Here is an 18,445-nt window from a genome sequence, read left to right on the forward strand (position 1 = left end):
GATGTCGAATGATAAACCGCATTCGCGAGCAGGCTCGCTCCCACAGGGGCCGGTTTCGGCAGATACGCTTAAACAGAAACCCCGGCACGGGGCCGGGGTTTCTTTGCATCACTACAACCTTACACCAGCGCAGCAATCGCCGCGTTGAGCGTGGCGCTCGGACGCATGGCCTTGCTGATCAGCTCGGCATCGGCGTGGTAGTAGCCACCGATGTCCACTGGCTTGCCCTGAACGGCGTTGAGTTCGGCAACGATGGTTGCTTCGTTCTCGGTCAGGGTCTTGGCCAGGGTCGCGAACTGCGCTTGCAGTGCAGTGTCTTCGGACTGGGTGGCCAGGGCCTGGGCCCAGTACAGCGCCAGGTAGAAGTGGCTGCCGCGGTTGTCGATGTTGCCGACTTTGCGCGATGGCGACTTGTTGTTGTCCAGGAACTGGCCGGTGGCCTGGTCCAGGGTCTTGGCCAGAACCAGCGCCTTAGGGTTGTTGTAAGTCACACCCAGGTGCTCGAGGGAGGCGGCCAGGGCCAGGAACTCGCCCAGGGAATCCCAGCGCAGGAAGTTCTCTTCCAACAGTTGCTGCACGTGCTTGGGTGCCGAACCGCCGGCGCCGGTTTCGAACAGGCCACCACCGTTCATCAGCGGCACGATCGACAGCATCTTGGCGCTGGTGCCCAGTTCCATGATCGGGAACAGGTCGGTCAGGTAGTCGCGCAGTACGTTGCCGGTCACCGAGATGGTGTCCTTGCCTTCGCGGGTGCGCTGCAGGGTGAATTTCATCGCGTCGACTGGCGACATGATGCGGATGTCCAGGCCGCAGGTGTCGTGATCCTTCAGGTAGGCCTGAACTTTCTCGATCACCACGCCATCGTGGGCGCGCATCGGGTCCAGCCAGAAAATGGCTGGAGTGGCGCTTGCACGGGCACGGTTGACGGCCAGTTTGACCCAGTCCTGGATCGGCGCGTCTTTGGTCTGGCACATGCGGAAGATGTCGCCGGCTTCAACCGACTGTTCCAGCAGCAGGGTGCCGTTGGTGTCGGTTACGCGAACCACACCGTTGGTCTTGATCTGGAAGGTCTTGTCGTGGGAGCCGTACTCTTCGGCTTTCTTCGCCATCAGGCCAACGTTCGGCACGCTGCCCATGGTGGTTGGGTCGAAGGCGCCATTTGCCTTGCAGTCTTCGATCACCGCCTGGTAGATGGTGGCGTAGCAGCGATCCGGGATCACCGCCTTGGTGTCGTGCAGCTGGCCGTCGGTGCCCCACATCTTGCCGGAGTCACGGATCATTGCCGGCATCGAGGCGTCGACGATGACGTCGCTCGGCACGTGCAGGTTGGTGATGCCCTTGTCGGAGTTGACCATCGCCAGCGACGGACGAACGGCGTAGACCGCCTGGATGTCGGCTTCGATCTGCGCTTGCTGCTCGGCCGGGAGGGCCTTGATGCGAGCGTACAGGTCGCCGATGCCGTTGTTCAGGTTGAAGCCGATCTGCGCCAGCACGTCAGCGTGCTTGGCCAGTGCGTCTTTATAGAACTCCGCAACGATCTGGCCGAACATGATCGGGTCGGAGACCTTCATCATGGTGGCTTTGAGGTGAACCGACAGCAGTACGCCTTGTTGCTTGGCGCTTTCGATTTCAGCGGCGATGAAGCTGCGCAGGGCATTTTTGCTCATCACGGCGCAGTCGAGGATCTCGCCTGCCTGGACGCTGGTCTTTTCTTTCAGGACGGTGGTGGTGCCGTCTTGAGCGATCAGTTCGATTTTGACCGCGCCGGGGGCGTCGATCAGGGCGGCTTTTTCGCTGCCGTAGAAATCACCGCTGCTCATGTGCGCGACGTGGGACTTGGAGTCCGCGGCCCAGGCGCCCATTTTGTGCGGGTGCTTGCGTGCGTAGTTCTTGACCGACAGCGGGGCGCGACGGTCGGAGTTGCCTTCGCGCAGAACCGGGTTCACGGCGCTGCCCTTGACCTTGTCGTAACGGGCCTTGGCTTCTTTGTCGGCGTCGCTGGTCACGGTTTCCGGGTAGTCCGGCAGTGCGTAGCCCTGGGCTTGCAGTTCTTTGATCGCGGCTTGCAGCTGCGGAACCGAGGCGCTGATGTTCGGCAGCTTGATGATGTTGGCTTCAGGCGTAACGGCCAGGTCGCCCAGTTCGGCGAGGTGGTCGGCTACGGCTTTGTCGCCCAGTTGCTCGGGGAAGCTGGCCAGGATGCGCCCTGCAAGAGAGATATCGCGGGTTTCCACGGCGATATCAGCCGAGGCGGTGAAGGCCTCTACGATAGGCAACAGTGAATAGGTGGCGAGGGCGGGAGCTTCGTCGGTGAAGGTATAGATGATCTTCGAGCGGGTGGGCATATTCGGATTAACTCTCTCTTCTTTGCTAAAGCGTGCGCAGAAACTCGAGGGGCGCCGGGTAAGCGCGTTCGTTCAAAGTCATCCATGAGCCGAATGTCGAGATTTCTTCGCGGTGATGTTGGGTGCATCAGTAGAGCGTCAAGCAGTCGGGTTGCGGTAACAGCCCGGCTTTGGGCGGAAAGTCTCGGCTACGTTTTGGGTAGCAAGGAGAGGTCGGCCGTTGTGACCCTATGGTCAGCGGGCGGCATTATACATAGGTAGCTGGCAATCTGCCGATGGTTCATGCGAATCGATTCTCGTCCATTGGTCTAAAGGTCGCAGGGGCAATGGAAAGACGTCAGCGGCGCAGGGTCATTCGTCGTGCTGGAGTTTGGCGCTTTTCCCTTTGCTTTCAGGCTTGTAGGTCAGCTGTTGTGCGGCTTTGCGGCAGATGAATGGAACATAGGGTTTGCGCGTTGATTTAACTGGGTTACGCTCGAACCAAGCCAGATGTTCAATCCAATCAATGGAGTTCAGCATGGGTTACAAGAAGATTCAGGTTCCAGCCGTCGGCGACAAAATCACCGTCAACGCAGACCATTCTCTCAATGTTCCTGATAATCCGATCATCCCGTTCATTGAAGGCGACGGCATTGGCGTCGACGTCAGTCCCGTCATGATCAAAGTGGTTGATGCTGCCGTGGAAAAGGCCTACGGGGGCAAGCGCAAGATTTCCTGGATGGAAGTCTACGCCGGTGAAAAGGCCACCCAGGTCTACGACCAGGACACCTGGCTGCCCCAGGAAACCCTGGACGCCGTGAAAGATTACGTCGTTTCCATCAAGGGGCCGCTGACCACTCCGGTCGGTGGTGGCATCCGTTCGCTCAACGTGGCGCTGCGCCAGCAGCTTGACCTGTATGTGTGCCTGCGACCTGTGGTGTGGTTCGAGGGCGTGCCAAGCCCGGTGAAAAAGCCTGGCGACGTCGACATGGTGATCTTCCGCGAGAACTCCGAAGACATCTATGCCGGTATCGAGTGGAAGGCCGGCTCGCCGGAAGCCACTAAAGTCATCAAGTTCCTGAAAGAAGAAATGGGCGTCACCAAGATCCGTTTCGACCAGGACTGCGGTATCGGCATCAAGCCGGTATCCAAGGAAGGCACCAAGCGTCTGGTGCGCAAGGCCCTGCAATATGTAGTGGACAACGACCGCAAGTCGCTGACCATCGTGCACAAGGGCAACATCATGAAATTCACCGAAGGTGCCTTCAAGGACTGGGGCTATGAGGTGGCGAAGGAAGAATTCGGCGCCGAGCTGCTCGATGGCGGCCCGTGGATGAAGTTCAAGAATCCGAAAACCGGCCGCGAAGTCATCGTCAAGGACGCCATTGCCGACGCCATGCTTCAGCAGATCCTGCTGCGTCCGGCCGAATACGACGTGATCGCCACGCTCAACCTCAACGGTGACTACCTCTCCGATGCCCTGGCGGCGGAAGTGGGCGGTATCGGTATCGCGCCGGGCGCCAACCTGTCCGACACCGTGGCCATGTTCGAGGCCACCCACGGTACTGCGCCGAAGTATGCCGGCAAGGACCAGGTCAACCCGGGTTCGGTGATTCTTTCGGCGGAAATGATGCTGCGCCATCTGGGCTGGACCGAGGCGGCGGACCTGATCATCAAGGGCACCAATGGCGCGATCAAGGCCAAGACCGTGACCTATGACTTCGAGCGTCTGATGGAAGGCGCCAAGCTGGTTTCGTCTTCCGGATTCGGTGAGGCGTTGATCAAGCACATGTAAGCAAGCGACAGACGTACGAAAACCGCCCGATTCAAATGATTGAGTCGGGCGGTTTTTTTATGACTGGATGACGGTGCGGTGTCAGACCGTCACGGACTGTTGCGTGGCAGGTGTCGTGGTTTTTGAAGCCTCTACAGGGGCGCTGATATTGACGGCATGCAAGCCCTTTGGCCCCTGGATGATTTCGAAGACGACCGCCTGGCCGGCCTTCAAGGTTTTATAGCCGTCCATCTGGATGGCTGAGTAATGGGCAAACAGATCTTCGCTTTTGCCATCCTCGTTAATGAAACCGTAACCCTTGGCGTTGTTGAACCATTTCACCTTGCCACTGACCTTGACGCCTGACATACCCAACTCCCTCTGCAACAGACTCCATCACTGGAGTATCATCCAGTTCATCCGCAGTCATTTCTTCGAAAAAATTTGACTCCGCGGACCTTTTTTACCCACTGTGGGCTCTATTGGTTGTAACACCGTTTTGCCGATAGTCAAGGTGACCCGGCAGTCGGAGTTGAAAACGTTAATGGGTGCCCCCACCACTGTATTTGCACAACTGACGAACCTTTCTTTCCATGCATGCAATCAGCCAGATTCGACTAACATTCAATCAGGATCGCCCTGATTTACACGACGACGATTCCGCAGGCATTGCTGTTCAGGAGGCTAAGCCTGCTTTACAGGCGCCGCCGATGTACAAGGTGGTTTTGTTTAATGATGACTACACACCGATGGATTTCGTCGTCGAAGTGCTCGAGGTGTTTTTTAACCTGAATCGCGAGCTGGCGACCAAGGTCATGCTGGCCGTCCATACAGAAGGACGGGCAGTATGTGGAGTGTTTACCCGCGACATCGCCGAGACCAAGGCCATGCAGGTCAACCAGTACGCCAGGGAAAGCCAGCATCCGCTACTCTGTGAAATCGAGAAGGACGGTTAATCGCCGGACACTTGGGTATGAGGTGAAGCTATGTTAAACCGCGAGCTCGAAGTCACCCTCAATCTTGCCTTCAAGGAGGCCCGTTCGAAGCGTCATGAATTCATGACCGTCGAGCATCTCCTGCTGGCCCTATTGGATAATGAGGCTGCCGCCACCGTTTTGCGTGCGTGCGGCGCAAACCTCGACAAACTCAAGCATGACCTGCAGGAGTTCATCGACTCCACCACGCCATTGATCCCCGTGCATGACGAGGATCGTGAAACCCAGCCAACCCTGGGCTTCCAGCGTGTCCTGCAACGTGCTGTGTTTCACGTACAGAGCTCGGGCAAACGCGAAGTGACTGGCGCCAATGTGCTGGTCGCGATCTTCAGTGAGCAAGAGAGTCAGGCAGTGTTCCTGCTGAAACAGCAGAGCGTTGCCCGAATCGATGTCGTCAATTACATCGCCCACGGCATTTCCAAAGTGCCAGGGCACGGCGATCACTCTGAGGGCGAGCAAGATATGCAGGACGACGAGGGCGGTGAGTCTTCTTCTTCAGGCAATCCTCTGGATGCTTATGCCAGCAATCTGAACGAACTCGCGCGCCAGGGTCGCATCGATCCGCTGGTAGGCCGTGAGCTGGAAGTCGAACGCGTTGCGCAGATCCTGGCGCGTCGTCGCAAAAACAATCCGCTGCTGGTGGGCGAGGCGGGCGTGGGTAAAACCGCGATTGCCGAAGGCCTGGCCAAACGCATTGTCGACAACCAGGTACCGGACCTGCTGGCCAACAGCGTGGTGTATTCCCTTGACCTGGGCGCCTTGCTGGCCGGGACCAAATACCGCGGCGATTTCGAGAAGCGCTTCAAGGCGTTGCTCAATGAGCTGAAAAAACGTCCGCAGGCGATCCTGTTCATCGACGAAATCCATACCATCATCGGTGCGGGTGCCGCGTCCGGTGGCGTCATGGATGCTTCCAACCTGCTCAAGCCGCTGCTGTCGTCCGGTGATATCCGGTGCATCGGTTCGACTACGTTCCAGGAATTTCGCGGCATCTTCGAGAAAGACCGTGCCCTGGCACGACGCTTCCAGAAGGTCGATGTGTCGGAACCGTCGGTGGAAGACACCATCGGTATCCTGCGTGGCTTGAAGGGGCGTTTCGAGACTCACCACAACATCGAGTACAGCGATGAAGCCCTGCGTGCCGCTGCCGAACTGGCGTCGCGCTACATCAATGACCGGCACATGCCGGACAAGGCCATCGATGTCATCGACGAGGCGGGTGCCTATCAGCGCCTGCAACCGATCGAGAAGCGCGTAAAACGCATCGAAGTGCCTCAGGTTGAGGATATCGTCGCGAAAATCGCGCGGATTCCGCCAAAACACGTCACCAGCTCCGACAAAGAGTTGCTGCGTAACCTTGAGCGTGACCTGAAGTTGACCGTGTTCGGTCAGGATGCCGCGATCGACTCCCTGGCGACCGCGATCAAGTTGTCCCGCGCCGGTCTCAAGTCGCCTGACAAGCCTGTCGGTTCGTTCCTGTTCGCCGGTCCTACCGGTGTCGGTAAAACCGAAGCGGCGCGTCAGCTGGCCAAGGCATTGGGTGTCGAGCTTGTTCGATTCGACATGTCCGAGTACATGGAACGTCACACCGTATCGCGTCTGATCGGTGCGCCTCCTGGTTATGTCGGGTTCGATCAGGGCGGTTTGCTGACTGAAGCCATTACCAAGCAGCCACATTGTGTGCTGCTGCTCGATGAAATCGAGAAAGCGCATCCGGAAGTCTTCAACCTGCTGCTGCAGGTCATGGACCACGGTACGCTGACCGATAACAACGGGCGCAAGGCGGACTTCCGTAATGTGATCGTCATCATGACGACCAACGCCGGTGCTGAAACCGCGGCGCGTGCCTCGATCGGTTTCACCCTTCAGGATCACTCCTCTGATGCGATGGAAGTGATCAAGAAGAGCTTCACGCCTGAATTCCGTAACCGTCTGGACACCATCATCCAGTTTGGTCGCCTCAGTCATGAGGTCATCAAGAGCGTGGTGGACAAGTTCCTTATCGAACTTCAGGCGCAGCTGGAAGACAAGCGTGTACTGCTGGAAGTCACCGATGCTGCCCGCAGCTGGCTGGCGGCCGGTGGTTACGACGCGATGATGGGCGCTCGACCCATGGCGCGCCTGATCCAGGACAAGATCAAGCGTCCACTGGCGGAGGAGATACTCTTTGGCGAACTGGCCGAACATGGCGGTGTAGTACACATCGACATCAAGGACGGCGAGCTGACCTTCGAGTTCGAGACCACGGCGGAAATGGCCTGACGTTTATCGCAACAAAGCAAAAAGGCGCCGTTTGGCGCCTTTTTGCTGTCTGTCTGTTATTGAGTTGGTACCTGTGGGAGCGAGCCTGCTCGCGAAAGCGCCAGGTCATTCGACATCAATGCTGAATCACAAATCGCCTTTGCGAGCAGGCTCGCTCCCACAGGGGATCTGCGCCGACTTGAGGTTGTTTCAGGCAAACAAAAACGCCCGGCAATGCCGGGCGTTTTGTATTGACTTGATTAGCGAGCGCGGTAAGTGATGCGCCCTTTGCTCAAGTCATAGGGCGTCAGCTCGACGCGCACTTTGTCACCGGTAAGAATACGAATGTAGTTCTTGCGCATCTTGCCGGAAATATGCGCGGTTACGACGTGCCCATTTTCCAACTCCACGCGAAACATGGTGTTGGGCAGGGTGTCGACGACAGTGCCTTCCATTTCGAAGCTGTCTTCTTTCGACATGCAGTAAAGCCCTCGGTGTCCAGTGAATGGCCCGGTGCAACTGCGCCAGGCAAAAGCGGCGTGCATTGTGCCCGAAAAGTGGGGGTCAAGCCAAGGGGTTTAAGGGTGTGCTCTAGTTCAGAACGACCCAACGCTGGTTAACCAGCAATTCAATGGGGCGATACTGGGTCTTATAGCTCATTTTTTTGCAGTTCTTGATCCAGTAACCCAGATAGACCGCATCCAGCCCCAGGCGCCGGGCCTCGGCGATTTGCCAGAGGATGGCATAACGCCCCAGGCTGCGACGCTCTTCGTCGGGTTCGTAGAAGGTGTAGACCGCCGACAGACCGTTCGGCAGAAGGTCAGTGACGGCAATCGCCAGCAACCGGCCGTCGAGGCGGAATTCGTAGAACCGGGAAAACGGCAGGTCGCGCACCAGGAACGTCGAAAACTGATCGCGACTGGGTGGGTACATGTCGCCGTCGGCATGCCGCTCTTCTATGTAACGCTGATAAAGGTCGAAATACTCTTCGCTGAATCCTGGCTTGGCCGGGCGTACTTGCAAGTCGGCGTTGCGCTTGAAAATGCGTTTCTGCTGACGGTTGGGTGTGAATTGCGCAACAGGAATGCGCGCCGGCACGCACGCATTGCAGTTCTGGCAATGGGGGCGATACAAGTGGTCGCCACTGCGACGAAAACCCATTTCCGACAGGTCTGCATAGACATGCACATCCATGGGCTGACTGGGGTCGAGAAACAGGGTCGTGGCCTGCTCCTCGGGCAGATAGCTGCAAGAATGGGGCTGAGTGGCATAAAACTTCAAGCGCGCCAACTCGGTCATGATCAACCCTCGGATAAGCTTTTAATTAGGGGCGTCTCTAAGTGTAAGCCACGCGCGCAAAAGTCGCTCAGCAAACCCAGGTGGCACGGCTGGGTTGATCCAGATACTGCGCCAGGTAGCCGGCAAATGCGCTGCGGGGAATCGCCCGTGCGCCCAGGCTGTGCAGATGGTCGGTGGGCATCTGACAGTCGATGAGCACAAAACCCGAGTCTTTCAGATGTCTGACCAGTGTGGCAAAGCCATATTTGGAGGCGTTGTCGGCGCGGCTGAACATGGATTCGCCGAAAAACAGCCGGCCCATCGCCAGGCCGTACAGCCCGCCGACGAGCGTGCCCTGGTCCCAGACCTCCACCGAGTGCGCGAAACCGCGATGGTGCAACTCCAGGTAGGCGTCCTGCATGGTCTCGGTGATCCAGGTGCCATCGGCGTATTCCCGTGGGGCGGCGCAGGCGCGAATGACGGCGGAAAAGTCCTGGTCGAAGGTCACTTGATAACGTTGTTGGCGCAGCAGTTTGTTCAAGCTGCGGGAAACGTGCAGTTCGTCGGGAAACAGGACGGTGCGCGGATCCGGCGACCACCAGAGAATCGGCTGGCCTTCCGAGAACCATGGAAAACAGCCGTGACGGTAGGCCTGAATCAGCCGATCGGCAGACAGGTCGCCGCCGGCGGCCAACAGGCCGTTGGGGTCGCGCATGGCTTTTTCCAGCGGCGGGAAAGTCAGGGAGTTGCGTTGTAACCAAGTCAGCATGGCGTCCGGGCTTGCAGAAGGGGAGGGCGGTGACGGGCGCAATTTGGCCCGTCACTCAGTGTGCCGTCAAACGGCAGGAATGTCGTCGAGGTATTTTTCCGCATCGAGGGCCGCCATGCAGCCGGCCCCGGCGGAGGTGACCGCCTGGCGATAAACGTGATCGGCCACGTCGCCGGCAGCGAACACGCCTGCAATGGCAGTTGCAGTGGCATCGCCCTCGCTGCCGCCCTTGACCAGCAAATAGCCATCGCGCATTTCCAGCTGGCCGACGAACAGGTCGGTATTGGGTTTGTGGCCGATGGCGATGAACACGCCGGACAGTGCCAGTTCAGCGGTTTCGCCGGTATGACTGTCGCGCAGGCGGGCGCCGGTCACGCCGCTGGCATCGCCCAGCACTTCGTCCAGATTCTGGTTCCAGTGCAGGCGGATATTGCCGTTGGCGGCCTTCTCGAAGAGTTTGTCCTGGAGGATTTTCTCCGACCGCAGCTTGTCGCGACGGTGAATCAGATGGACCTCTTTGGCGATGTTCGACAGGTACAGCGCTTCTTCAACCGCCGTGTTGCCGCCGCCGACCACCGCAACCACTTGATTGCGGTAAAAGAAACCGTCACAGGTCGCGCAGGCCGAAACTCCCTTGCCGGCAAATGTTTCTTCCGATGGCAGCCCCAGATATTGCGCCGAGGCGCCGGTGGCAATGATCAGTGCGTCGCACGTATAAGTACCGCTGTCGCCGGTCAATTCGAACGGGCGCTGTTGCAACTTGGCCGTATGGATGTGGTCGTAAACGATCTGTGTATCGAAGCGCTCGGCGTGTTTTTGCATGCGCTCCATCAGGACCGGGCCGGTGAGTCCTTCGACATCACCTGGCCAGTTATCGACTTCGACGGTGGTGGTGAGCTGGCCACCTGCCTGTATGCCGGTAATGACAACGGGTTTGAGGTTGGCGCGGGCGGCATACACGGCTGCGCTGTAACCGGCGGGGCCGGAACCCAGGATGATCAGGCGGTGATGTTGCGCTTCGCTCATAAAAACACCTCATAAGCCTTTGTCACAAAAGAGAATGCATGCTCCAATTGAGTCGCATGTAATGTGTTTTTGACTATGCTGCATACAAGTGTTTCAAGCATGGCATCGGACGAACAAACCCGTACAATGCCTGGTTGTAACAGCGTTTGTAACTGTGGTTGTAACAGAATAAGCGTGCACCTCGTGTTTATAAAAACCGGGGCACAGTGTTAAAAGTAGACCCGGTTGCGCCTGTTAACTTTTTTACCTGCCTGGATTGGGCAGTTTTTTGGGCTGTTTTTTAGACATTCACCAGATGGACGCGCCGATGGCGCAGGAAAAGAAGCGTTTTGAAGAAATCCACCGAAGCACCCAAAACAGTCGTTCCGCTCTGGCGCCAGCAATTGCACTACCGGCTCAAGGAAGGTGCATTGATCGCCATCGGTGCGTTGTGCCTGTTCCTGATGATGGCCTTGCTGACTTATGGCAAGGACGATCCGGGCTGGAGCCATAACAGCAAGATCGATGACGTGCAGAACTTCGGCGGACCCGCCGGCTCCTACAGCGCCGATATCCTGTTCATGGTGCTCGGTTACTTCGCCTATATCTTCCCGTTGCTGCTGGCGATCAAGGCTTATCAGATCTTCCGTCAGCGCCATGAGCCGTGGCAGTGGAGCGGCTGGCTGTTTTCCTGGCGCCTGATCGGCCTGGTGTTCCTGGTGCTGTCCGGCGCGGCGCTGGCGCATATCCATTTCCATGCCGCGACCGGTCTGCCGGCCGGCGCTGGCGGCGCGCTGGGCGAAAGCCTGGGCGATCTGGCGAAAAACGCGCTGAACATCCAGGGCAGCACGCTGCTGTTCATCGCCCTGTTCCTGTTCGGCCTGACCGTGTTCACCGACCTGTCGTGGTTCAAGGTGATGGACGTCACCGGCAAGATCACCCTCGACCTGTTCGAGTTGTTCCAGGGCGCGGCCAATCGCTGGTGGGCGGCCCGGACCGAGCGCAAACAGCTGGTCGCGCAATTGCGTGAAGTCGATGATCGCGTGCACGACGTGGTCGCGCCGACCGTGACGGACAAGCGCGAGCAGGCCAAGGTCAAGGAACGCCTGATCGAGCGCGAGCAGGCCCTGAGCAAGCACATGTCCGAGCGCGAGAAGCAGGTGCCGCCGGTGATTGCCCCGGCCCCGGTCAAACCCCCAGCGCCGAGCAAACGCGTGGAAAAGGAGAAACAGGCGCCGCTGTTCGTCGACAGCGCCGTGGAAGGCACCTTGCCGCCGATCTCGATTCTCGATCCCGCGGAAAAGAAACAACTCAATTACTCACCGGAATCCCTGGCGGCGGTCGGCCACCTGCTGGAAATCAAGCTCAAGGAGTTCGGCGTCGAAGTCACCGTCGATTCGATCCATCCGGGCCCGGTAATTACCCGTTACGAAATCCAGCCGGCGGCCGGGGTCAAGGTCAGCCGCATCGCCAACCTCGCCAAGGACCTGGCGCGTTCCTTGGCCGTGACCAGCGTGCGGGTTGTGGAAGTGATTCCGGGCAAGACCACCGTCGGTATCGAGATTCCCAACGAAGACCGGCAGATCGTGCGCTTTTCCGAAGTCCTGTCGACCCCTGAGTACGACAACTTCAAGTCGCCGGTCACCCTGGCCCTGGGCCATGACATCGGCGGCAAGCCGGTCATCACCGACCTGGCGAAAATGCCTCACTTGCTGGTGGCCGGTACTACCGGTTCCGGTAAGTCGGTGGGTGTGAACGCGATGATCCTGTCGATCTTGTTCAAGTCCGGCCCGGAAGACGCCAAGCTGATCATGATCGACCCGAAAATGCTGGAACTGTCGATCTACGAAGGCATTCCGCACCTGCTGTGTCCGGTGGTCACCGACATGAAGGACGCGGCCAACGCCCTGCGCTGGAGCGTCGCCGAGATGGAACGGCGCTACAAATTGATGGCGAAGATGGGCGTGCGAAACCTGTCGGGCTTCAATGCCAAGGTCAAGGAAGCCCAGGACGCCGGCGAGCCGTTGAGCGATCCGCTGTACAAGCGTGAAAGCATCCACGACGAAGCGCCGTTGCTGCAGAAGCTGCCGACCATTGTCGTGGTCGTGGACGAATTCGCCGACATGATGATGATCGTCGGCAAGAAGGTTGAAGAGTTGATCGCCCGTATCGCCCAGAAGGCGCGTGCGGCCGGTATCCACTTGATCCTCGCGACCCAGCGGCCGTCGGTGGATGTGATCACCGGTCTGATCAAGGCCAACATCCCGACCCGCATGGCGTTCCAGGTATCGAGCAAGATCGACTCCCGGACCATCATCGACCAGGGTGGCGCTGAACAATTGCTGGGTCACGGTGACATGCTGTACATGCCGCCAGGCACCAGTCTGCCGATCCGTGTCCACGGTGCCTTTGTCTCCGATGACGAGGTTCACCGGGTGGTGGAAGCCTGGAAACTGCGCGGCGCGCCGGAGTATAACGACGACATCCTCAACGGTGTCGAAGAGGCCGGCAGTGGCTTTGAAGGCAGCAGTGGGGGTGGCGATGGCGATGACCCTGAAGCCGACGCGCTGTACGACGAAGCGGTGCAGTTCGTCCTGGAAAGCCGTCGCGCGTCCATTTCCGCGGTTCAGCGCAAGCTGAAAATCGGCTACAACCGTGCTGCGCGCATGATCGAAGCCATGGAAATGGCCGGTGTCGTGACGTCGATGAACACCAACGGTTCGCGTGAAGTCCTGGCCCCTGGCCCGGTACGCGACTGACCTGATATTGAAAGGGCGGCGCTCTCGGGCGCCACCCGCACTCCCACGAATGTTATGAGGACTCCCATGCGTCTTATCCGCATGCTGTTGCTGCCGGTACTGGCTTTGACCACGCTCTCGGCCCACGCCGACGACAAGGACGTGGCGCGTCTGACTCAGTTGCTGGAAAAATCCCAGACCTTGACCGCGCGTTTCTCCCAGTTGACCCTCGACGGCACCGGCACCCAATTGCAGGAAACCGCTGGTCAGATGTCCCTGCAGCGTCCGGGTCTGTTTTATTGGCACACCGACGCACCGCAAGAGCAGTTGATGGTGTCCGATGGCAAGAAGGTGTCCCTGTGGGACCCGGACCTGGAGCAGGTCACCATCAAGAACCTCGATCAGCGCCTGACCCAGACGCCAGCGCTGCTGTTGTCCGGTGATGTGTCCAAGATCAGCCAGAGCTTCGACATCAGCGCCAAGGAAGCCGGCGGCGTGATCGACTTCATCCTGAAGCCGAAAACCAAGGACACCCTGTTCGACAGCCTGCGCCTGTCGTTCCGCAACGGCCTGGTCAATGATATGCAACTGATCGACAGCGTCGGCCAGCGCACCAATATCCTGTTCACCGGCGTGAAGGCCAACGAGCCGATCCCGGCGTCCAAATTCAAGTTCGACATCCCCAAGGGTGCCGATGTGATCCAGGAATAAAGAGCACTCACACAAAACCTGTGGGAGCGAGCCTGCTCGCGAAGACGTCGGCACATTCAGCATTGATGTGGCGGATACACCGCTTTCGCGAGCAGGCTCGCTCCCACAGGGATCTGCCAGGCATCAGGACTCAGTGAGGTTTTAACAGCTTGTGATGGACCTGTTTCGCAGCACCCCGATCGCTCAGCCCTTGGCCGCCCGTCTGCGTGCGACCAATCTGGATGAGTACGTCGGTCAGGAACACGTGCTCGCTCGCGGCAAGCCCTTGCGCGAGGCCCTGGAGCAGGGTGCCCTGCATTCGATGATTTTCTGGGGGCCGCCGGGGGTGGGCAAGACCACGCTCGCGCGATTGCTGGCGGAAGTTTCGGAAGCGCACTTCGAAACGGTGTCGGCGGTCCTGGCGGGGGTCAAGGAAATCCGTCAGGCGGTGGAAATCGCCAAGCAGCAGGCGGCGCAGTACGGCCGGCGCACGATTCTGTTCGTCGACGAAGTGCACCGTTTCAACAAGTCCCAACAGGATGCTTTCCTGCCCTACGTCGAGGACGGCACGCTGATTTTCATCGGCGCGACCACGGAAAATCCGTCTTTCGAACTCAACAACGCTTTGTTATCCCGTGCCCGGGTTTATGTACTCAAAAGCCTCGATGAAACGGCGCTGCGCAAACTGGTGCATCGTGCGCTCACCGAAGAGCGCGGCCTGGGCAAACGCAACCTGACCCTCAGCGATGAAGGCTTTCAGATGTTGTTGTCGGCTGCCGATGGCGATGGTCGGCGCCTGCTCAATCTGCTGGAAAACGCTTCCGACCTGGCCGAAGACAGCAGTGAGATCGGCGTCGAACTGCTGCAAAGTCTGTTGGGCGATACCCGTCGGCGTTTCGACAAGGGCGGCGAAGCCTTTTACGACCAGATTTCCGCGCTGCACAAGTCGGTGCGCGGCTCCAACCCCGACGGCGCGCTGTACTGGTTCGCGCGGATGATCGACGGTGGCTGCGATCCGCTGTACCTGGCCCGGCGCGTGGTGCGCATGGCCAGCGAAGACATCGGCAACGCCGATCCACGTGCCCTGAGCCTGTGCCTGGCGGCGTGGGAAGTGCAGGAACGCCTCGGCAGTCCCGAGGGCGAACTGGCGGTGGCGCAGGCCATTACCTATCTGGCCTGTGCGCCGAAAAGCAACGCTGTGTACATGGGCTTCAAGACGGCCCTGCGCGCCGCCGCCGAACATGGTTCGCTGGAAGTGCCGCTGCACCTGCGCAATGCGCCGACCAAGCTGATGAAGCAGCTGGGCTACGGCGACGAATACCGTTACGCCCACGACGAACCGGACGCCTATGCCGCCGGCGAGGATTACTTCCCCGAAGAACTTGACCCGATCCCGTTTTATCAACCGGTGCCCCGTGGCCTGGAGCTGAAGATCGGCGAAAAGCTCAATCATCTGGCGCAACTCGATCGTTTAAGCCCCCGGCAGCGGAGAAAATAGTGATTCAAACGATTCTTGCGGTGTCCGTGGCCGGCATCGCTGGTACATTACTGCGTTTCGCCACCGGCAACTGGGTCAGCGCCAACTGGCCCCGGCATTTTTATACGGCAACCCTGGCGGTCAATCTGGTCGGCTGTCTGATCATCGGCGTGCTGTACGGGCTGTTTCTGACGCGCCCGGAAGTACCGATCGAAATTCGCGCCGGCCTGATCGTGGGCTTTGTAGGGGGGCTGACGACTTTTTCATCCTTTTCACTGGATACGCTGCGCCTGCTGGAAAGCGGGCAGGCGCCGATAGCCTTCGGTTATCTGGCCATCAGCGTGTTCGGCGGGTTGCTAGCCACCTGGGCTGGCCTATCCTTGACCAAACTTTGATAAACGAGAGACCGACATGCTCGATTCCAAACTGTTACGTAGCAACCTTCAGGACGTAGCGGACCGCCTGGCATCCCGTGGCTTTGCCCTGGATGTCGCGCGCATCGAAGCGCTGGAAGAACAGCGCAAGACCGTCCAGACCCGCACCGAAGCACTGCAGGCTGAACGAAATGCGCGTTCCAAATCCATTGGCCAGGCCAAGCAGCGCGGCGAAGACATCGCGCCGCTGATGGCGGACGTCGAGCGCATGGCGGGCGAGTTGGCTGCCGGTAAAACCGAACTGGACGCGATCCAGACCGAACTGGACTCGATCCTGCTGGGCATCCCGAACCTGCCGCACGAATCGGTGCCGATCGGCGACGACGAAGACGGCAACGTCGAAGTGCGCCGTTGGGGTACCCCGACCGCGTTCGATTTCCCGGTGCAGGACCACGTCGCGCTGGGCGAGAAGTTCGGCTGGCTGGACTTCGAAACCGCGGCCAAGCTGTCCGGCGCGCGTTTCGCCCTGCTGCGCGGCCCGATTGCCCGCATGCACCGCGCCCTGGCGCAGTTCATGATCAACCTGCACGTCACCGAGCACGGCTACGAAGAGGCCTACACGCCTTATCTGGTCCAGGCCCCGGCGCTGCAAGGCACCGGCCAGCTGCCGAAGTTCGAAGAAGACCTGTTCAAGATCGGTCGTGACGGCGAAGCCGATCTGTATCTGATCCCGACCGCCGAAGTGTCGCTGACCAATATCGTTGCCGGCGAGATCGTCGATTCCAAACTGCTGCCGATCAAGTTCGTCGCCCATACGCCGTGCTTTCGAAGCGAAGCCGGTGCGTCGGGTCGCGATACCCGCGGCATGATTCGCCAGCACCAGTTCGACAAGGTCGAGATGGTGCAGATCGTCGAGCCGTCGACTTCCATGCAAGCGCTGGAAGGCCTGACCGCCAACGCCGAAAAAGTCCTGCAACTGCTGGAACTGCCATACCGCACCATTGCGCTGTGCACCGGCGACATGGGCTTCAGCGCGGTCAAGACCTACGACCTGGAAGTGTGGATTCCGAGCCAGGACAAGTACCGTGAAATTTCGTCGTGCTCCAACTGCGGCGACTTCCAGGCCCGCCGCATGCAGGCGCGTTTCCGCAACCCGGAAACCGGCAAGCCGGAACTGGTGCACACCCTGAACGGTTCCGGCCTGGCGGTCGGTCGTACTCTGGTGGCGGTACTGGAAAACTACCAGCAGGCCGACGGTTCGATCCGCGTGCCAGAGGTACTGAAACCGTACATGGGTGGCCTCGAGGTCATTGGCTAAATGAAATATCTGCCGCTGTTCCATAACCTGCGCGGCAGTCGTGTGTTGGTTGTCGGTGGGGGGGAAATTGCCTTGCGCAAATCCCGCCTGCTGGCCGATGCCGGTGCGCTGCTGCGGGTGGTCGCACCTGAAATCGAACAGCAACTGCGCGAATTGGTGGCCGCCAGTGGTGGCGAGTGCCTGTTGCGTGGCTATGTCGAAACCGATCTGGACGGTTGCGGGCTGATCATTGCCGCCACCGATGACGAATCGTTGAACGCACAGGTCTCCGCCGATGCTCATCGGCGTTGTGTGCCGGTCAACGTGGTGGACGCGCCGGCCCTGTGCAGCGTGATCTTCCCGGCGATCGTCGATCGTTCGCCGCTGATCATTGCCGTGTCCAGCGGCGGCGATGCGCCGGTGCTGGCGCGCTTGATCCGCGCCAAGATCGAGACCTGGATTCCCTCCACCTACGGTCAACTGGCCGGACTGGCGGCGCGTTTTCGCAACCAGGTAAAAAACCTGTTTCCGGATGTGCAGCAGCGTCGGGCGTTCTGGGAAGACGTGTTCCAGGGGCCGATTGCCGACCGGCAACTGGCCGGGCAGGGCGCCGAAGCCGAGCGTTTGCTGCAGGCGAAGGTGGATGGCGAGGCACCGGTGGCCACTGGCGAGGTGTATCTGGTCGGCGCCGGACCGGGTGATCCGGACCTGTTGACGTTCCGCGCCTTGCGCCTGATGCAGCAAGCCGACGTGGTGCTGTATGACCGCTTGGTGGCACCGGCCATTCTCGAGTTGTGCCGTCGTGATGCCGAGCGGGTTTACGTCGGCAAGCGTCGCGCCGATCACGCGGTTCCGCAGGATCAGATCAACCAGCAATTGGTGGACCTGGCGAAGCAGGGCAAGCGTGTGGTGCGGTTGAAGGGCGGTGATCCGTTCATCTTCGGGCGTGGCGGTGAAGAGATCGAAGAACTGGCAGCCCATGGCATCCCGTTCCAGGTGGTGCCGGGCATCACGGCGGCCAGTGGTTGCGCGGCTTATGCCGGGATCCCGCTGACCCATCGCGATTACGCGCAGTCGGTGCGTTTTGTCACGGGACATCTCAAGGACGGTTCCACCGATCTGCCATGGGCCGATCTGGTCGCGCCGGCGCAAACCCTGGTGTTCTACATGGGGCTGGTGGGCCTGCCGATCATCTGCGAACAGTTGATCAAGCACGGTCGCAGCGAAGATACCCCGGCGGCGTTGATCCAGCAGGGCACCACGGTCAATCAGCGGGTGTTTACCGGCACCTTGGCTGACCTGCCGCAACTGGTGGCGGAGCATGAAGTGCATGCGCCGACACTGGTAATCGTGGGGGAAGTGGTGCAACTGCGCGAGAAACTAGCGTGGTTTGAAGGGGCTCAGGGGCAGGTCTAGAGACCGAGTCACCCTCATCGCGGGCAAGCCCGCTCCCACAGGATCTGTGCCAACCACGGGACCTGTG

At 59.6% G+C, this 18,445-nt stretch carries 16 protein-coding genes; 9 read left to right on the forward strand and 7 right to left on the reverse strand.

The window, feature by feature from the left end; all coding sequences use genetic code 11:
* Positions 1-119 precede the first annotated feature (119 nt).
* Together ACW9HW_RS21940 and ACW9HW_RS21945 are read right to left on the reverse strand one after the other, a co-directional pair.
* On the reverse strand, positions 120-2,345 hold the full coding sequence (locus ACW9HW_RS21940) for an NADP-dependent isocitrate dehydrogenase (RefSeq protein ID WP_457401737.1): 2,226 nt from the start codon (positions 2,343-2,345) through the stop codon (positions 120-122).
* 351 nt (positions 2,346-2,696) lie between these two features.
* Positions 2,697-2,864 carry a hypothetical protein gene (locus ACW9HW_RS21945; protein WP_170948625.1) on the reverse strand — a complete coding sequence of 56 codons (168 nt, stop codon included), beginning with the start codon at positions 2,862-2,864 and terminating at the stop codon, positions 2,697-2,699.
* Between ACW9HW_RS21945 and icd the strand changes: the two genes are divergently transcribed.
* Positions 2,863-4,119, forward strand: coding sequence for an NADP-dependent isocitrate dehydrogenase (gene icd, locus ACW9HW_RS21950; RefSeq protein ID WP_457401738.1), 1,257 nt, complete (start codon positions 2,863-2,865; stop codon positions 4,117-4,119). The two genes, ACW9HW_RS21945 and icd, sit on opposite strands and share 2 nt — an antisense overlap.
* 81 nt (positions 4,120-4,200) lie before the next feature.
* Here icd and cspD read toward each other — a convergent pair whose 3' ends face one another.
* Complete coding sequence (gene cspD / locus ACW9HW_RS21955) at positions 4,201-4,467, reverse strand: cold shock domain-containing protein CspD (protein ID WP_095192704.1); 267 nt, start codon at positions 4,465-4,467, stop codon at positions 4,201-4,203.
* Between the two features lie 224 nt (positions 4,468-4,691).
* On the opposite strand from cspD, the gene clpS reads away from it, so the two are divergent.
* Together clpS and clpA are read left to right on the forward strand one after the other, a co-directional pair.
* A complete protein-coding gene (clpS, locus tag ACW9HW_RS21960) occupies positions 4,692-5,054 on the forward strand; it encodes an ATP-dependent Clp protease adapter ClpS (RefSeq protein ID WP_015094394.1) in 363 nt (120 codons plus the stop codon).
* Between the two features lie 30 nt (positions 5,055-5,084).
* The gene (gene clpA, locus ACW9HW_RS21965; protein WP_095192703.1) at positions 5,085-7,355 is read left to right on the forward strand and encodes an ATP-dependent Clp protease ATP-binding subunit ClpA; all 2,271 of its coding nucleotides are present in this window, start codon (positions 5,085-5,087) and stop codon (positions 7,353-7,355) included.
* Positions 7,356-7,594: 239 nt separating this feature from the next.
* On the opposite strand, the gene infA is transcribed toward clpA, so the two are convergent.
* The 4 genes from infA to trxB form a co-directional block, all read right to left on the reverse strand.
* Entirely contained in the window at positions 7,595-7,813 is a 219-nt protein-coding gene (gene infA, locus ACW9HW_RS21970) for a translation initiation factor IF-1 (protein WP_002553999.1), read from the reverse strand.
* A gap of 112 nt (positions 7,814-7,925) precedes the next feature.
* Positions 7,926-8,633, reverse strand: a complete 708-nt coding sequence (locus tag ACW9HW_RS21975; protein WP_095192702.1) for an arginyltransferase — start codon at positions 8,631-8,633, stop codon at positions 7,926-7,928.
* A gap of 67 nt (positions 8,634-8,700) precedes the next feature.
* A complete protein-coding gene (aat, locus tag ACW9HW_RS21980; protein WP_457401739.1) occupies positions 8,701-9,381 on the reverse strand; it encodes a leucyl/phenylalanyl-tRNA--protein transferase in 681 nt (226 codons plus the stop codon).
* Positions 9,382-9,447: 66 nt separating this feature from the next.
* Positions 9,448-10,407 carry a thioredoxin-disulfide reductase gene (gene trxB / locus ACW9HW_RS21985; protein ID WP_095192700.1) on the reverse strand — a complete coding sequence of 320 codons (960 nt, stop codon included), beginning with the start codon at positions 10,405-10,407 and terminating at the stop codon, positions 9,448-9,450.
* Positions 10,408-10,736: 329 nt separating this feature from the next.
* Here trxB and ACW9HW_RS21990 point away from each other — a divergent pair, with 329 nt between their 5' ends.
* The 6 genes from ACW9HW_RS21990 (at position 10,737) to cysG (ending at position 18,378) form a co-directional block, all read left to right on the forward strand.
* Positions 10,737-13,145: a DNA translocase FtsK gene (locus ACW9HW_RS21990; protein WP_056854604.1), complete on the forward strand. Its 2,409-nt coding sequence runs from the start codon at positions 10,737-10,739 to the stop codon at positions 13,143-13,145.
* 66 nt (positions 13,146-13,211) lie between these two features.
* Complete coding sequence (gene lolA / locus ACW9HW_RS21995; protein ID WP_095192699.1) at positions 13,212-13,835, forward strand: outer membrane lipoprotein chaperone LolA; 624 nt, start codon at positions 13,212-13,214, stop codon at positions 13,833-13,835.
* Positions 13,836-13,989: 154 nt separating this feature from the next.
* On the forward strand, positions 13,990-15,312 hold the full coding sequence (locus ACW9HW_RS22000; RefSeq protein ID WP_457401740.1) for a replication-associated recombination protein A: 1,323 nt from the start codon (positions 13,990-13,992) through the stop codon (positions 15,310-15,312).
* Positions 15,312-15,686 carry a fluoride efflux transporter CrcB gene (gene crcB / locus ACW9HW_RS22005; RefSeq protein ID WP_095192697.1) on the forward strand — a complete coding sequence of 125 codons (375 nt, stop codon included), beginning with the start codon at positions 15,312-15,314 and terminating at the stop codon, positions 15,684-15,686. The genes ACW9HW_RS22000 and crcB overlap by 1 nt, the downstream gene beginning before the upstream one ends.
* A gap of 16 nt (positions 15,687-15,702) precedes the next feature.
* Entirely contained in the window at positions 15,703-16,983 is a 1,281-nt protein-coding gene (gene serS / locus ACW9HW_RS22010; protein ID WP_095192696.1) for a serine--tRNA ligase, read from the forward strand.
* On the forward strand, positions 16,984-18,378 hold the full coding sequence (cysG, locus tag ACW9HW_RS22015; protein ID WP_457401741.1) for a siroheme synthase CysG: 1,395 nt from the start codon (positions 16,984-16,986) through the stop codon (positions 18,376-18,378).
* Positions 18,379-18,445 lie beyond the last annotated feature (67 nt).

The organism is Pseudomonas sp. SDO5532_S415 (assembly GCF_054071155.1).

Bases quoted from the DNA above. Each gene is read 5' to 3' on its own strand.
- cspD (WP_095192704.1), bottom strand. From the start codon at position 4,467: ATGTCAGGCGTCAAGGTCAGTGGCAAGGTGAAATGGTTCAACAACGCC.
- aat (WP_457401739.1), bottom strand. From the start codon at position 9,381: ATGCTGACTTGGTTACAACGCAACTCCCTGACTTTCCCGCCGCTGGAA.
- icd (WP_457401738.1), top strand. From the start codon at position 2,863: ATGGGTTACAAGAAGATTCAGGTTCCAGCCGTCGGCGACAAAATCACC.
- lolA (WP_095192699.1), top strand. From the start codon at position 13,212: ATGCGTCTTATCCGCATGCTGTTGCTGCCGGTACTGGCTTTGACCACG.
- clpS (WP_015094394.1), top strand. From the start codon at position 4,692: ATGCATGCAATCAGCCAGATTCGACTAACATTCAATCAGGATCGCCCT.
- ACW9HW_RS21975 (WP_095192702.1), bottom strand. From the start codon at position 8,633: ATGACCGAGTTGGCGCGCTTGAAGTTTTATGCCACTCAGCCCCATTCT.
- ACW9HW_RS21940 (WP_457401737.1), bottom strand. From the start codon at position 2,345: ATGCCCACCCGCTCGAAGATCATCTATACCTTCACCGACGAAGCTCCC.
- ACW9HW_RS22000 (WP_457401740.1), top strand. From the start codon at position 13,990: ATGGACCTGTTTCGCAGCACCCCGATCGCTCAGCCCTTGGCCGCCCGT.
- ACW9HW_RS21945 (WP_170948625.1), bottom strand. From the start codon at position 2,864: ATGCTGAACTCCATTGATTGGATTGAACATCTGGCTTGGTTCGAGCGT.
- cysG (WP_457401741.1), top strand. From the start codon at position 16,984: ATGAAATATCTGCCGCTGTTCCATAACCTGCGCGGCAGTCGTGTGTTG.
- serS (WP_095192696.1), top strand. From the start codon at position 15,703: ATGCTCGATTCCAAACTGTTACGTAGCAACCTTCAGGACGTAGCGGAC.
- clpA (WP_095192703.1), top strand. From the start codon at position 5,085: ATGTTAAACCGCGAGCTCGAAGTCACCCTCAATCTTGCCTTCAAGGAG.
- trxB (WP_095192700.1), bottom strand. From the start codon at position 10,407: ATGAGCGAAGCGCAACATCACCGCCTGATCATCCTGGGTTCCGGCCCC.
- infA (WP_002553999.1), bottom strand. From the start codon at position 7,813: ATGTCGAAAGAAGACAGCTTCGAAATGGAAGGCACTGTCGTCGACACC.